Source organism: Salinibacter grassmerensis, from assembly GCF_947077765.1.
GTDB lineage: Bacteria > Bacteroidota > Rhodothermia > Rhodothermales > Salinibacteraceae > Salinibacter > Salinibacter grassmerensis.
This window is the reverse complement of record NZ_CAMTTF010000006.1, coordinates 57,237-71,762: the sequence shown is the minus strand read 5'-3', so window position 1 is coordinate 71,762 and position 14,526 is coordinate 57,237. Positions and strand designations below refer to the sequence as shown.

General features: G+C 63.4%; 10 protein-coding genes. 2 read left to right on the top strand and 8 right to left on the bottom strand.

Annotation, left to right across the window (positions count from 1 at the left end; all coding sequences use genetic code 11):
* The first annotated feature begins 199 nt into the window (after nt 1-199).
* Entirely contained in the window at nt 200-592 is a 393-nt protein-coding gene (locus OJB03_RS12785) for a hypothetical protein (protein ID WP_263788059.1), read from the top strand.
* A gap of 194 nt (nt 593-786) precedes the next feature.
* Here the strand turns inward: OJB03_RS12785 and OJB03_RS12780 are convergent, their stop codons facing one another.
* The 3 genes from OJB03_RS12780 to OJB03_RS12770 form a co-directional block, all read right to left on the bottom strand.
* On the bottom strand, nt 787-1,104 hold the full coding sequence (locus OJB03_RS12780; RefSeq protein WP_263788058.1) for a hypothetical protein: 318 nt from the start codon (nt 1,102-1,104) through the stop codon (nt 787-789).
* Between the two features lie 201 nt (nt 1,105-1,305).
* Nucleotides 1,306-2,265, bottom strand: coding sequence for a universal stress protein (locus OJB03_RS12775; RefSeq protein ID WP_263788054.1), 960 nt, complete (start codon nt 2,263-2,265; stop codon nt 1,306-1,308).
* 175 nt (nt 2,266-2,440) lie between these two features.
* Nucleotides 2,441-3,202 (bottom strand): DUF7847 domain-containing protein, encoded by a 762-nt coding sequence (locus tag OJB03_RS12770; protein ID WP_263788052.1) that lies wholly within the window; start codon nt 3,200-3,202, stop codon nt 2,441-2,443.
* A 951-nt stretch (nt 3,203-4,153) separates the two neighbouring features.
* Here OJB03_RS12770 and OJB03_RS12765 point away from each other — a divergent pair.
* Nucleotides 4,154-6,727 (top strand): TonB-dependent receptor, encoded by a 2,574-nt coding sequence (locus OJB03_RS12765; RefSeq protein ID WP_263788047.1) that lies wholly within the window; start codon nt 4,154-4,156, stop codon nt 6,725-6,727.
* 324 nt (nt 6,728-7,051) lie between these two features.
* Here the strand turns inward: OJB03_RS12765 and OJB03_RS12760 are convergent, their stop codons facing one another.
* The 5 genes from OJB03_RS12760 to OJB03_RS12740 all read right to left on the bottom strand — a co-directional run bounded on the left by OJB03_RS12760 (nt 7,052) and on the right by OJB03_RS12740 (nt 14,488).
* Nucleotides 7,052-7,384 (bottom strand): hypothetical protein, encoded by a 333-nt coding sequence (locus tag OJB03_RS12760; protein WP_263788044.1) that lies wholly within the window; start codon nt 7,382-7,384, stop codon nt 7,052-7,054.
* A gap of 436 nt (nt 7,385-7,820) precedes the next feature.
* On the bottom strand, nt 7,821-8,381 hold the full coding sequence (locus OJB03_RS12755) for a thermonuclease family protein (protein WP_263788042.1): 561 nt from the start codon (nt 8,379-8,381) through the stop codon (nt 7,821-7,823).
* Between the two features lie 657 nt (nt 8,382-9,038).
* Nucleotides 9,039-10,403, bottom strand: coding sequence for a cupredoxin domain-containing protein (locus OJB03_RS12750; RefSeq protein WP_263788040.1), 1,365 nt, complete (start codon nt 10,401-10,403; stop codon nt 9,039-9,041).
* Nucleotides 10,404-10,637: 234 nt separating this feature from the next.
* The gene (locus tag OJB03_RS12745; RefSeq protein WP_263788038.1) at nt 10,638-13,460 is read right to left on the bottom strand and encodes a carboxypeptidase-like regulatory domain-containing protein; all 2,823 of its coding nucleotides are present in this window, start codon (nt 13,458-13,460) and stop codon (nt 10,638-10,640) included.
* On the bottom strand, nt 13,457-14,488 hold the full coding sequence (locus tag OJB03_RS12740) for a FecR family protein (protein WP_263788036.1): 1,032 nt from the start codon (nt 14,486-14,488) through the stop codon (nt 13,457-13,459). The genes OJB03_RS12745 and OJB03_RS12740 overlap by 4 nt, the downstream gene beginning before the upstream one ends.
* Nucleotides 14,489-14,526 lie beyond the last annotated feature (38 nt).

Below are 14,526 nucleotides of genomic sequence, written 5' to 3'. Positions count from 1 at the left end.
GGGGGCCATCCAGCGTGCAGTGTTCTACTCAGGTGAAAATCACCCTCAGGCCTTTTTATCGCGTCGTGCACTTGCCATCCTGACGTTGCGAGTTTAGCGAAGAGCACGAGCCTAAATCAGTAGCAGCGGCGTTCAAGTTATCCTTACCTCCACGACTCCCTCACCACAACGCTGCCCCGCCCGAACTCACCGACCGCACATGGACGAATCTACCCTTGACGACGCCGATCTCAACGGAACCGACCTGAATGGAACCGGCCGGAAGTCCCAACTGCTCGGAGAGCTCGACCCGACTGACAGGGAAGAGAATGGGTACGGAGGTTTCGACGAAGGCCCCCACGAAGATTCCTCGTCGGATCTGCCGGAAGCGCTTGCCCGAGCGGCCCAGCAAGTCGAAGACATCCAGCGCCGTTTGGAGATGGCCCGCTCGGCGGCCGCCGGCGAAGAGCCAGAGATTGACGAGTTGGACCAGCTGACCCACGGGTTTGACTCAGCGGAGGAGGCCCGTCGCCACCGCTCCCAAGAACTAGCCCGGTCGGCAGCCGAAAAGCTCGAGGAAATGCTCCATCAGCTTCAGGAGACCCTGGACTGACCTGCCCCCAGAAGCGAGGGGAATGCCGGCACTGCTCTGAGACGGGCCGCGTTCGTCTGCCTGCATACAGCAGGATCAGACACGCCTTAGTGCGTATGCCCGAGGTCCTTCTGGGGCAGGTCCCCTCTCTTCCGGGCCACCCGGTGGCCTCAAGGCCGGCTCTGGGATCGGATGCTTGGAGGTTGAAAGAGGCCTCAGATCCGTTCGAATCCCCCGTCCTGCACCTCGTAGGGCGCCCCATCGACCACGAGGACATCTCCGATTGACGAGCGACGGACGCTTTCGCGGTACAGTTTCACCACAGCGCCAGAATCGGTTTGCGACGGCTTGTGCCGCATCAGGCGAAGGGCCCGCCTCAGCGCATCACAACGGTCGGCCGCCTGGACCTCAACAGTCGCCGAGCACTCGTATTCGTGCTGCCGGTCGGTCCAGGCCACATCGGGCCGTTCCTCAAAAACGTTGTATCCGGTGTCTCTCAGGGAATGTTGCCGGTGGTAGACCTGCACGGTCATAGTCTGAACAGGGAAGCGTCCAATAGAATTTGGTTATCAAGATTGGTGCCGCTGGTGGCGTCGCCCTCGATAGATTTTAGAACCCAACCGCTGGAGACAGTAGCATTTTGCGGTATAACGCCGCCAGGAGGTCCATCTTTCCGCAATGCATGGCTTCTGGACAGAAATTAGTGCCCTGTTACGCGCGGTTTTCGTCGCAAGCTACTCGTTTGCCTGAGGGGACTTGTCCACTTGAGCGGACGAGCGCACAGCCAGGATGGGTCCGTTGGACTCTCGGATGACAGCCTCGGTCACGCTTCCAAGCATCACGCGACGCAGGCCCGACAACCCCTTCGTTCCCATCACGGTCAGCGTGTTTCGGTGGCCCGTGGCCTCCACGACAGTGCGGGTCGTCTCTCCCCGGTGGACGACGTAGGACACCGACACGCCCTTCTCCGCGAGCGGCTCCCCCAGCGATCGGAGCTCCTCCTCAGCTTGCTGTTCAGCCGCTCGGGCCTGCACCTTGGAGGATTTCACCTCATAAACAGATGGCAGGGCCGGGTTCTCTACGACGTGCATTAGCTTCACGGGGACATCGTAGAGAGGGGCAAGCTGGGTCACGTGCCCCAGGGCAATCTCTGTGAGGTCAGAAAAGTCGACGGGCGCGACGATCTGTTCCACATCAGAGCCGGAAGCCTCGCCCGTAGAATCGGAAGCTCCGTCGGTCTTTCGCTGCCGCACCGTCAAGACCGGGCAGGGCGCCGTGCGGAGCACCTCTTCGGCTACGCTCCCAACGATGAGCCGCTGAGCGCCGCGGCGCCCTTCGGTTCCCGTCACGATGAGGTCGGCCTCGATCTCTTCTGCCTTTTCCACCAGTAGAGGCGCCGGGGACACTCCCCGCACCGCGTGGCAGGTGACTCGTCCATCGGTCGGCGAAAGGTCATACGGGTCAAGCGAGGTGCGGCACCGCTCCTCAAACCGGTCCTGGAGCTCATCGTCCGAGGGCGCCTTTCCGCCTTCAAATAGAACGCCCTCGGCCGTCCGGTCCACATACATCAGGTGGAGAGTTGCCCCGGTTCGAGAGGCAACGTCCACCGCATGGCCCAGAGCACGGTGTGAGGAGAGAGAGAAGTCGTGAGCAACCAGAAGCGTCTGAAACACAGGCTTAGAGGCGGTGGCCACTGACAAAAGCAGGCGATGACGGTGCAACTCGCACTCGTCATGGCGGCTTTTGTTGTCTGCGGCTGCCGCTAGACTAGACGATGATGAGCACAGCCAGTGATGAGAATCAGTTTTGCCCCCTGCTCGACTCGTACGCCCCGTTTCCAGCGCGTGACGACTGCCTTAGTCTCGTGCTTTACCCACCTTCGAGGTGCTTTAGACGCCGGTACAGACAGCACCGCGCCAGTAGGCCCCACGTCCCAACGCCGGTTCCCAGCAGCAGGCCCGCCCCGACGGCCGCCGGGGCCACCGGTCCCCCCAGGCTTTCTACCCCGAAGGCGACGGCGGCGGCCAACCCGGCGGCGATGGCCGACATGATCCAGACGAGCAGGTACAGCCCGAAGACTTGCCACCGGTGTCCCTCGGTCAACCGCCATGCCTGGCGGATCGCCCCACGAGGGCCCCGGCCGGTCTCCACAATCAGTGGCATCAGCGGCGCGAGCCCGACAGCCACAACGGCCCCGGGGACCACCAGAAGCAAAAGTCCAACGAGCGTCGCGACTGACGCTGCCGCGAAAGCAAGCGCCGAGGAAAAAAGAACCCCTGCGCTCAGGCCGTCCGCGTGCAGGCTGTCCAGGGCCGCCCCGTGGGCTGGCCGGACCGAGTGGGACGCATCGCCTGGGCGATCCTCATTGCCCGAACCAAGACCCTTTTCTCGGGTGCAGGGAAGAGCCAGGGCATAGGCGCCGGCCACGGCGGGCCCGGCCAGCAGGAGGACCGCCATGCCCACCGCAGCGGCGACGAGAACTTCGGGAACTGTTTCCACTACCGTGGCGACCGACATCTGTTCGAGGGATTCGATCGCCTCTCCGACGGCCTGTCCAGTGGACTGCTCTGGGTAGTCCGGCGGGCTGAAACTGTAGGTCGGCAGCATGTTGACTGCCCAGGAGGCCCCCATGTCTGATTCGGAGGAAATGTTCGGCAAGACAGGGGCGTCCGAAATGCCCAACAGGGCCGCGGCGCCCCTCGGGAGGAGAGTAGCGGCGCCAAGGCCGATGGCTAAAACCGCGTATGCCAGCAGGCTGCGCCCAGAATGTTGAAGAAGCAGCCTGCCGCTGCGTCTCAGCAGAGATGTTGGGACGATTGAACTTGACCCCCACGAGTCGGGTCCACCTCGCTCGGGGCCGTTTGGCTCAGAGGAAGAGGGCATCTGTGGATCTGCAGAGTGGGGAGTCTGTCTGTCGAAAACCCGACCGGCTGAAAGGGCCCAATGCCGGTTGTGGGTTGGTCCTCGCCGTCCACTTGAGACGTTGATTGCCGCATTTGAGAACGTAACTCAGCGATTGTTGAAAGGTCAAATGACTGCCTGACTGAGCCCGCATCACGGTCTGGGCGATAGGCATGTACGCACGTTGGTGGGACCACCACCGTTATCGGGTGCACTGCCCAAATCTAAACCCGCCCGATCTTCTCCCGAAGCGGCCGGCCGACCAGGACGAGCAGGCACTGCAGGGGCGTTAGGAAGCGTTGACCGGAAACGCTGAAGCGGGCAAGCAAGGAGAGTACGAATGCATGAACGCGTGAATGAGAGATCCTTTAGGCCGAAGTTTTTGCCTCAGGGAGAGTGTCTTGCACGAGCGACCCGCTGCGGGTCGTGGGTTCAGACCCAACTAACGACAACTCTACCGAGTCCATTAGAACCGGCTGTGGAGGAAAGGGGTGCCCCCATGGCCGACGAGATCTGTTCTATGCAGCACGAAATGCACTATCTAAAAAATCAACTTGTCGAGAGACGATAAACGTTTGGTAATACTCAGATAAATAAAACAAAACAATGCGGCAGCCCCAGTAAGATTTATTGGGATGTGGATAGTCCCATATTGCTTTGCATCATTTGTCCTGTCGCCGCATGTGCTCTTCTCCTTCGACTTCTTCCTTCCCCACCCGGTGGCTCCCGCCTTTCTGCCTGTTCATCGCCCTAGCGTCTCTGGTTGTCGCTGCCTCACCCGCCCGGGCACAGGAACAGGGGACCGTCACCGGACAGGTGTTGACCCCTGATGGCAATTCACTTCCCGGGGCGACCGTCCGCATCGCACAGTCTGATGAGGACGGAGTGGATCCGCTCGGCGACCAGACGAACGCCAATGGCAACTTTCGGATCGAAGGGGTCCCTGCCGGCGAGCAGGAGCTGGTTGCCAGCTTCGTCGGGTACCGGACTCAGCGCCGAGACATTACGGTCGGGCCCGACACGTCTCCGCTCACCATTCGGCTTGAGGCGCAAACCCTTGCCCTGGAAGGCCTGACAGTCACTTCACAGAAGCGGATACAGGAGGTGCAGGAGATTCCGGCTGCTGTCTCCTCCTACGAGGGCGACTTTCTGGACGACATTGGGGTCCAGCAGTTTGATCGCTTTTCCGATTTCGTGCCGGGACTGCAGGTGCAGATTCAAAGCCCCAATAACCCGGGATTCGTCGTGCGTGGCATTACCAGTGACGATGGGGATGCGCGGGTGCAACCACGGGTGTCGGTGTACCAGAACGGCGTGTCGATCAGCAAGTCTCGGGGATCCGTTGTTGAACTGTACGACCTGGAGCGGGTGGAGGTCTTGAAGGGACCACAGGGAACGCTTTTTGGCCGAGCCGCCCAGATTGGTGCGGTAAACATCATTCAGAACCGTGCGGAGAACACCCAGTCGTTGCGGCTGGAGGGTGGGATCGGCAATGAGAACGAGCGCTACGTCACCGGCCACGCCAACGTTCCTGTGGTTGAGGATAAGCTTTTTCTTCGAGTGGCTAGTTTATATAACAAGCGGGATGGTGTCGTCAGCAACAAGACCGGCGATCCTCTGAACGGGAAAGAGACGTTCGCGTCGCGGGGATCGATGCGCTGGTTGCCAACAGACGGCACCGTAGTGGACGTGATCGCAAACTATCAGCGCGACACCCCGCCGGGCACCTCATTTAAGAGCGGGTCCTTCGCTCCCCCGGAGGGGACCACCGATCCTAGCTCCGCGGCCGCGATGGGCTCCGACCCGGTGCTGGAGGACGACGACTTGTTTCTCGACCGGACCGTGTGGGACGTGACGCTTCTCGTGGATCAGGCCCTCTCCTCCAATCTGACGCTCAACTCCACCACCGCGTACCGTGAATTCGACTCGCTAGAACGGTTTGATGCCGACGGCACGGCTGCGCCAGCCCTCCAATTTGACGAGGATGCCGAGGGCAAGCAGTTTAGCCAAGAGGTGCGCGTGACCTACGAAAGCACCGGGCGGTTTTCGGGCTTCGGCGGAGCGAACTTCTTCTGGGAGGATGGCTCCCAGCGCGTGCCGTTTCGAACCGACGAGCGGAGCTTCATCGCGCTCTTGAACTCCGATATCCCACTGGTTGGCGAGGATGGGCAGCCGACGCTCGTCCCTTCAATCCCCAACCCTGAGACGGGCAACTCGGTTGAACTGAAGGATTCCCATCAGGAAGCGTACACGAACTATGGGTCCACTACCGCCGCCGAGGTCTTTCTAGACGGGACCGTGGACGTGACCGAGGCGCTTTCGGTCACCGCTGGTCTCCGGGGCACGTTCGAGGACATGACTGGCGAATACAAGGTCACCAACAGTGAAACGCCAGGACGACTGGGGGCCCTTACAGGCGCCTCGCCCAATAACCTGTTTGAACCGACGAACGGGCGGCTCTCCGAGAGCGAAACGTTCTGGTCGGCCGTTGGGCGCCTAGCTGCCGACTACGCCATTACCGACGACATCAACTCGTACGTCACGCTGTCGCGCGGACGGCGGCCCAATGTTATTGACGTGAACGAGGAGGGCGCCAACATTCTGGATGCCGAGACGGTGTGGAGCTATGAGGGGGGCATCAAGGGAATCAGCCTGAACGATCGTCTCGAATACACTCTAAGTGGGTTTGCCTACGACTACAGCAACTTCCAGACCAGCGTCACTGAACTCAATGACGAGGGAGAGTTTGTGAGTCGCCAACGCGACTCGGGAAAGGCGTCGGCCCTGGGACTGGAGACGTCGGTACGGGCGGCCGTCACGGAAGACATCACCGTGTTCTCGAACTATGCGTTCATCGATGCGACCTTCGACGACACGGATGAAGACGGGGAAACGCAGGAACTGGCAGGAAACCAGTTCCGCCTAACTCCACGACACAGCATATCCGGAGGAGTGAACGTTGATTACAGCATCACGCCGCAGGTTAATGCCTTCCTGCGTCCCTCCGTCCGTTACAAGTCGAAGGTGTATTTCGAAGAAGAGAACAATGAGAACATCAGCCAGGACGGATACGCGGTCGTGGACGTACGTGGCGGCGTTACCGTCAGGGGGATTCAAATCGAGGGATACGTCGAAAATGTGTTCGACAAAGAGTTCATCATCGACGGGGGCAACACGGGGGCCGCATTTGGCACTCCGACATTTATTGCCGGAGACCCCCGCTTCTTTGGCGTGCGTGTGTCCACAAGCTTCTAATGGGACTTTCTTCCTCTGAAAGCTACCCCCCGGTTGACCATCAGGGGAACCAGCTATCGATCCACGGGCAATCTCCTGGGCTCCGACAAGGACCTAAAGCTCTGCGATCGGTCCTGCCATCAGGGCTGCGATGAGGAACTCTGTTCACCAGTGCCTGCACCACCGTTGCTCCTGCTCATTGGTGCTTGTTTTGTCTGCTGACCAGCTACCTGCTATTTGGCGCCTCCTGGGTGATCCTGAAAGTGGATCCCTGATCTCAGTCTACCGGGGCTCTGCTTCCCCGCAGATTCTCCTTCCTACGAGTGAGCTGCGGGCTCGAGCAGGCTACAGGCGCGCGGCGGCCCCCATGAACCGGTTGGCCTCCTTTTTGAGCTGGCGGATCAGCATCTCACGGCACTCTTCCTCGGAGAACTGACACGACGGGTTTCCGGGTGGGTCCCCTCCACTCGCCTCCCGCGAAAAGAGCGCTGGTTTTTCCTCCTTGAGACGGTGCAGGAAAGCCCTGCGCTCTGCGGCCGTCAACCCGGAGGTGGCCTCCCGAGTCAAGTCAGCGAGAGGCGCGGGCATTTCGTTGGTCGTCGGTGGACTACCGGCGGTCGGGCGAAACTTCTCGGGCAGGCTTTTCACCTCCACCACCTCCATCCGGGGTTCTTCCATCTCGGTTTCTCTTTCCTCAGTCTTTGCCATATCGGATTTCTCGTTCTTGCTGCTTGCTTCGGGCCAATATCCCCCAGTTTCAGCCAGGGGATTGTCTGGTGAACGGGCGTGTTAGGCTTGGCGTGCACAGATCCTAAAAGTGGCGAGATGCCTGCCTACCTCTCAAGCCCCTGCTCGTAATCTCAGCATGCTTCAGCGCCCCAGGCTAGTAGGCAGGCTCCTATTCCCTCTGGCCTGAGACTTGCTGGGCAGCCGCGCCTGGATCTCCAACCGTCATGCCAAGCTCGGTTTCTGTACCGGCGCTTTCTACTTTGAGGAGGAATGTATTTTCAGTTCGGCTATGTCGTGCAGAATCGTTTGCGTTGTGAATGTCAAAAAGGAAAAGACGTTCGGTCCCACGAAGCCTCTTCCAGACTGATTTCACACCTGCCGGGGCTCACCCTCGCCAGGCCCATGGAGGAGTCGGCGCCTCTTGTTGCCACAGGCCGACCTCCTGCCCCCGGGCCTCCTGCTCCAATGCTCGGAGCTGGGCAGAAGCGGGTCCACGCTGGTCCTGCCATGCCAGCCCGCGGCGCACCAGGGCTCGTCCTACGTCCCGCGCCTCCGCGTTTTCACCCCCAGTGCTCTTCTCTTCAGCAACGACGCTGCCCCTGATGTACCCCTCCGGCCCTGCGCTCCGCGTCGCAACGCGGAGATGTCTTCCGCGGCAGAGCTGAGCGGCCGCTTCCGTAGCGGCCTTCCCGAACGGCTGGCCCGGCCTCGGGGCCTGGACTCCCCATAGGTAGACCACGGCGACATCCCGGCCAGTAGCTGTTTCCGGAAAGTCAGGGCCGGAAGCCTCAGGAAGTAAGACACCCACTTTGAGCGCGTCTCCGCTGAGGGCCTGGATGAGCGTTGCATTGACCATGCTGGGCACCTGGCCGCCGGTCTTTCGGCTCCGATCACTTTCCTGGCGAGAGAACCCCTTGCTGGTTGGGCGTCGAGATGGGTCGGGCATGGGGAGACAGGCTGGTGGGAAAGGCCCGGTGCAGGGAGACACCGATGCTCAGCGGGTGGGTTGTAACCGACAGATCCGTGGGGTCATCCAAGAAACTTGCAGAAACGTTCCCCCTCCCCTCATCAGAGAGGGCATTTTTCAATTGTTCGACGGGTGGTTTCCGACAAGCGTCGGGCCGTATTGCTGGGAAATCTTCCCTTTAGTGACCGGTAACACGGCGCCGCCTGCTGAAGTTCGGTGGGGGTACGCGTTGGTGCGTTTTGGCCTGCACCGGGGCCTTCAGCGGGTTTGCATGAAACCTTGGTTTAGGAAACGGGCCCATCTGGCGAAAGCACCAAAGCCTACAGAAGGAATGCCCGGACGCCCAGACGGCGGGGGGAAGGTCGTATTAAGCCGCCCTGGGTAAAGAAGGAGGCAAATTCAAGACCCGCATCAGGGGTCGGCCATAGTCACAATAGAGCGGATCCATCCACGTGTCGTCATGCCAGCCGATTTTCGTGTCTCCACTGAGGCCTTGTATTGCCTATGCGCTGGCGTCCATTCTCACAAAACCGCATCCGGCCCGGAAATGCTCCCGGGCCGGACGGCTGCTCAAAAATGGTGCTGGGGCGCGGCTCTTCACAGGCACGAGAGCACCGCTGAGTACAACAGCGTAAGTCACGGGTAACCACCGCCATCATCACCACCACCAGACCCGTCGGTTTGGACGGTGCCTTCCATTGAGGAGTGCACGGTGCATCGATAGGTTTTCACCGCATCGGCTAGCGACTGGGTGTATGTGAAGGCGACTCCGTCGCTGTCCTCCTCGTAGTTGATACCGCTGTCACCTTCGAGGCTGCCGGAGCCGGAGTCGGTCTGGTTCAGCAGATACTCGCCACTGCTGTTCTGGAGGCCCAGCGGGTGGTTGCTACCCCCGTTGTTGTCGAAGCGGTAGCGGGTACCTACCTTCAGGGTGAGCGTTGGATTCTGACCACTGCCGGCGACGCCACTGGCGCCCTCGACATTGTCAACCACCCACGCGCTACTTCCCTCGTTATTGATGGTCACCGTCACGTCGGCGGACGACCCTCCGCCATTCTCGGCGTTGGAGCCGATGTCGCCTTGCGCGAACTTATATTGCGAGTTGGCAATGCTCTGGTGAATGTTCACGTAGCCGTTGTAGCTGGTAAGCTTGTCGAAGCTCGCGTTGATGATGCGGCTGCTTCGGGCATCCGGGTCGGTGGGCGCCACCGAACCGAGATAGCCGGAGAACCCGTCACTGTCGCTGTTTGAGATAGAACCGGGAGCGTTCGCCAAGCTTCCCTGGTGGATGTGACCGATCTGGGCGACCGTGACGTTGGATTCCACGTTCTGGTTCACCGATCCATCTATATCGAGTGAGTAAGTCACCAGCGTCTTTGAGCTAGTCAACTCTTCGAAGCGGACTGTGGTGGCATCTCCGTTGGAGAGGACGCTTCCCTCAGTTGTGTTCGGGTTTAGCGTATAAGTTCTAGAGTCCGGATTCGCCACGAAATCCAATCCCGACCCGTCAGTGCCCTGGGCATTGGCGCCGATGTCACCCTGCGCCACGACATTTCCGAGGTTTGCCGGGCTCTCGTGAATGTTCACGTACCCGTCAAAGGCAGCTAGGGAGTCGATCGGCACCCCAATCTTCCGGGCGGTCGTGCCGTTGGGACTGCTGCCGTTGACTGCACTCAGGTAATAAGCAATGTTACCACCATCGGATTCGTGAATGTGAGCCGGGTGCGACTTTCCAGGAAGGGTTGTACTTCCATCCAGATTAAGCGTGACTAGGCTGCTTTCGGGACCGGCCCGCCAAAAGGTAACAGTGCCGCTGACGCCAGCGTCGGTCTGGGCGGTCAGGTCGTAAGTGATCTGGTCGCCCACACTGCTGCTCTCATCCATTCCTGACCCGCCGCTATCACAGCCACTGAGAATCAAAGTAAATGGAAGAACCAGCAGGGCCGCGGCAAGAAGTGCGCGGCGGAGTCGTATTGAACGAATAGTGCTTGCGAGGGTCATAAAGAGGGATCTTTGGTGGTGTGATGGGGCAACGAGGGACGCTGCCGTATAAAGGGTGCCGAAGTCACGTTTGGTAATCGCGCACTTGTGACGAGCCCGGCGGCCCCAGTACCCATACCCGTGGTGTAACGTAGGCGTTATCCCCCTACATCACCATCAGGCCTCCGGCCGGCCTCGCCCCCTGCAGCGGCAGGGAGGCGCGGGCGGCGACGGCGAAGAAAAACCCCCGCGGGCTCAGTAGCGGAGCGACAGGACGCCCACGAGGCGGCGCCCCGGCAGCGTGCGGGGCTGGCGGGTGGTGGTACCGGCCCCCCGACGGAGCGAGGCGTCGAACGGGTTGGCCCGGCCGAGGGCATTGGCGAGCGTGAGCTGCGCGGCCACCGTCACGCCGCGCCAGGTCCGCTCCCCCTGCAGGCCGAGGTCCAGGCGGTGGTACGGCGCGAGGACATCCGTGCCCGGGGCATTGAGCGACGAGCGCTCCAGGCCGCCCCCGCCGGCCGGCCCCACATAGTCGTAGTAGATGCGGCGCAGGGCCCAGGAGCGCCCCCATACGCTCTCCCACTGTCCCCGCACCTGCAGGCCGTCGGCGAGGCGGACGCGCGCCTGGGTGGCAAGGCGGACCGGCTCCTCCCAGGGCGCCGAGACCCACCGGGCATCAAAGCGTTCCTCGTAGCGACGCTGCGCCGTGCCCCATCCGGCGCTCAGCTGCCCGGTGACGCGCCCAGTGCGGCGGCGCAGGGTGGCGTCGAGCCCGTAGGTGCGGCCCTCGCCCTCTCCCAGAAGTGCAGACTGGCGCGACACCCGGCGCGGGGTCCCCGCCTCCGAGCCGGCCGCGGCGATAAGGCGAGGGTAGTCCACGTGGTGCAGGCGGGGGTGGCGCTTGTAATACGCCTCCAGCCGCAACGACCACGCCGTGCTCGGAAGCAGAAGAACACTGGCTGCGCCGTGGTAGGCCCGCGGCGGGGCCACGCTGGCGTCGAGCGGAAGCCAAAACTGAAGATCTGGGAGTACGGACGTCGGCTCGGCGCTCGTGACGGACGCCTGCGTGACGAACTGCCGGTAGAGCCCGCCGGCAAGACGAAAGGCACCGCCCCCCAACGGCCCCTCGGCCCAGTCGTGTCGCAGCGACAGGCGCGGCTCGGCATATGTCTGATTGCGGACGGGCACGTGCGTGAGGCGCGTGCCGCCGGTCAGAGTGGTCCCTACCCCGAGCGACGCGGTGGCCTGGAGATGCCCGCTCCACTGCCAGGCCCGCGTTCCGTGCACCACCGGCCCCGTGAAACGATTCTCCAGGCGAAAGGCCCCATCGATGTATTGCCCCTCGAGGGCCCCCTCGACGCGTAGGTCGGCGCGGGGGCTGTAGTCCACCTCCGCTGTGAGGCCGCCCTCCGCCACGCGATTGCGTTCCTTCGGCGAATCGCCGAGAACAGACGTAGGCAGCTGGAGGGGACCGGCGGCGCCCGCTGAGCTGCGCAGGCCGTACCTGTACTGCGAGGTGTGCCAGCTGCCGTAGGCCTGAAGCGCCGTGCTGAGACGCTCGCTGGCTGTCCACGTGTGGCGGGCCTGGAGGGCCGTGTTGCGCCACAGATACTCGTCCTGTGCCGCCAGTGTCGCCGCGCCGTCGTCGGTGGCGAGGCGGCTGGACAGGGCGGCCTCCAGGCGGTTGTCAGCGCGGTAGCCCGACACCGACAGCGTGTGAAAGGCCCCGAGCGGCCACCGCACGGCGGCGTGCAGGTCCGAGAAACGGGCGTCGGTGCGGTGGCGCTGGGCCTGCACGGCCGTCGGTCCGTCTGTCCCGGACAGCCAGAAGGACGTGAGGGCGGGGTCTGGGGCCGTCCACGTGCCCAGCAGGTGCTCCAGCGTGCCGGCCTGGTAGAGGGGCCAGGCGCTGCCCCGAGCCGCCACCATGGCCCCTCCCGTCCGCCCCTGGTCCGTTGTCCATTGCACGTCGGCCCGCCCGTTGGCACTGATCGGGTCGGCCGTCACTGCCAGCCGCTCGTCGGCCCGCCCCACGTCGTGCGTGGCCGTCAGGACGCCGGCGGTGTAGCTTCCCTGCGACGCCTCGTAGCCGGCCTTGTGGACGGTGAGTCGGTCGAGCGCCAGCGGGCTGAAGGCGCTAAAGAAGCCGCCCAGGCTAACGGGGTTTCGCACCGGCACCCCGTCGAGCCGCAGCACGTGCTCCCCACTGCTGCCCCCCTGCACGTGGAGGCGCGCCAGCGGGCCGTGTGTGGTAGTGCCCAGTTCACGCCCCGCGCGCCGAAGCACCCCAGGTGTGCCGCTCCCCGCAAGGCGAGCGAGCGGATCGGCCGACACCACGGCACGCCCGAGCGAGTCGGACGGCAGCCGCTGCTGCAGGCCCTTCACCACCAGCGGCTCGGACGATACCGGCTGTGGACTGAGCGCAATGCGGAGGCGACGGCGAGCGTCGGGGGCCACGACGATGCTGTCCACCTGTGTCGCGTAGCCGACGTACGTGACGACGAGGCGGTGGGTGCCGGAGAGCACGCGCCCAAACTGAAACTGCCCCCCCTCATTGGTCGTGGTGCCGGTGGAGGCGTCGGCGAGAAGCACCGTCGCGCGCGGCAGCGGCTCGCCGGTGGCGGCGTCAACCACCGTGCCCGTGAGGCGGCCGTGCTGAGGGGCACGGCGCCGGCGCTCGAAGAGCACGTATGTGCCTCCGGAGCTGCGCACGTAGTCGACGCCGGTGCCCCGCAGGAGACACGTCAGCCGTGCCTCGGCAGCGGACCGGCGCGTGCGGCAGAACGCCGTGCGTCCTTCTACCAGGGCCGAGGGGTACGCAAGATCGATGTCCGCCTGCCGCGCCAGGCGCTGGAGGGCCTCGTCCAGAGGGGCGCCCCGCACCGCGAAGGGAGCGTCGGTCGGCGTCTGGGCGAAGGCCTGCGGCGGAGCGACCCCGAAAAAGAAAAACATGCCCACCAGTAGCAAGGCACCCATCATCATGACGGGGCCCCCGGACCCGTGAGCGCAGGCCGGCACTGTTGCCCACCAGCGGCGCAGCGGTGTTCTAAATGAAGGAGCGAGCGGACCTGCGATCATGGCTCGGTCAACACGTACCCCTGACTCGTTGTTCGATACGACAGGTTCTGCACCAGACACACGTCGCTGAGCACAGTCTCGAGGCGTGCATCTTCGTCGTAGAGCAGCGTCATCGGCCGCGTCTGCACGGAATCTACCTTCAAGCGGATCGTCGCCCCGAACCGACGCTCCAGCCTGCGCAGCGTGGCGGGAAGAGGCGACTGCCGGACCGCAAAGCCGCCGCGCCGCCAGGCCTCGGCATAATTCAGGTCGGCCATCGTCGGGGACGTAGGAGAAGCGGTGGCGCCTGCAACGCGGCTCTGTGCTCCGGGCTGCGCCAGCGTGACAGCGTCTTCCGGGCGCCCTGCCGCCGCCACCCGGACGCGTCCCTCCCGCACGGTTACCTGTGTGGTGGTGTCGTCGTCGACGCGGAGGGACTCCACTGTAAACTGCGTGCCGAGGGCCGTGACGCGGGCCGTAGGTGTGACCACCTGAAACGGCCGGTCGCCGGACGTAACGGAGAAAAACGCCTCTCCCTCCAGCCGTACGCGCCGTTGCTCGGCGGGGACGAAGGGCAGAGCCGCGAAGCCGCGTCGGTACGTGATGTGGGTGCCGCCGTTCAGTTGGGCCGTCGACCCGTCCGGGAGCGTGGTCGTCGCCTGCGTGCCACCAGCAGTGGTAACCGTAACGGGACGCGTCCAGAACCAGCCTCCCGCGAGGAGCCCGCCGAGCACCACCAGCAGCATCAGAAGGCGCCGCGCCGTAGGCCCGGACCACGTCTGACGGGATGTGCGTGCCGGATCGGAAGGGTCCCGGGGACGGGGCGGGCGGCCTTCCGCACGGGGTAGCGCAGCACTCGAGCCCTCTGAGGCGGCGTCCAGGTCCAAGCGCTCCGCTAAGGCCGTCCAGGTCCTCTCCTGTTGAAAGGCCTGGTCGCGGGCGGCCTCCGCCTCGCCGAGCGCCGCCCACACCGATGCCAGATCGCGCTGGCGGTCCGGGGCTGCATCGTCGAATAGATCGGGAAGATCGGGGGGCATCGAGTCGTCCATAATAGCAACAGGCAGGGTGAGAGGGGCTAGCGCGCGAG

Coding starts and splice junctions, on each gene's coding strand:
- OJB03_RS12785 (WP_263788059.1), top strand. CDS start 200: ATGGACGAATCTACCCTTGACGACGCCGATCTCAACGGAACCGACCTG.
- OJB03_RS12755 (WP_263788042.1), bottom strand. CDS start 8,381: ATGCCCGACCCATCTCGACGCCCAACCAGCAAGGGGTTCTCTCGCCAG.
- OJB03_RS12780 (WP_263788058.1), bottom strand. CDS start 1,104: ATGACCGTGCAGGTCTACCACCGGCAACATTCCCTGAGAGACACCGGA.
- OJB03_RS12765 (WP_263788047.1), top strand. CDS start 4,154: ATGTGCTCTTCTCCTTCGACTTCTTCCTTCCCCACCCGGTGGCTCCCG.
- OJB03_RS12750 (WP_263788040.1), bottom strand. CDS start 10,403: ATGACCCTCGCAAGCACTATTCGTTCAATACGACTCCGCCGCGCACTT.
- OJB03_RS12770 (WP_263788052.1), bottom strand. CDS start 3,202: ATGGGGGCCTCCTGGGCAGTCAACATGCTGCCGACCTACAGTTTCAGC.
- OJB03_RS12760 (WP_263788044.1), bottom strand. CDS start 7,384: ATGGAAGAACCCCGGATGGAGGTGGTGGAGGTGAAAAGCCTGCCCGAG.
- OJB03_RS12745 (WP_263788038.1), bottom strand. CDS start 13,460: ATGATCGCAGGTCCGCTCGCTCCTTCATTTAGAACACCGCTGCGCCGC.
- OJB03_RS12740 (WP_263788036.1), bottom strand. CDS start 14,488: ATGGACGACTCGATGCCCCCCGATCTTCCCGATCTATTCGACGATGCA.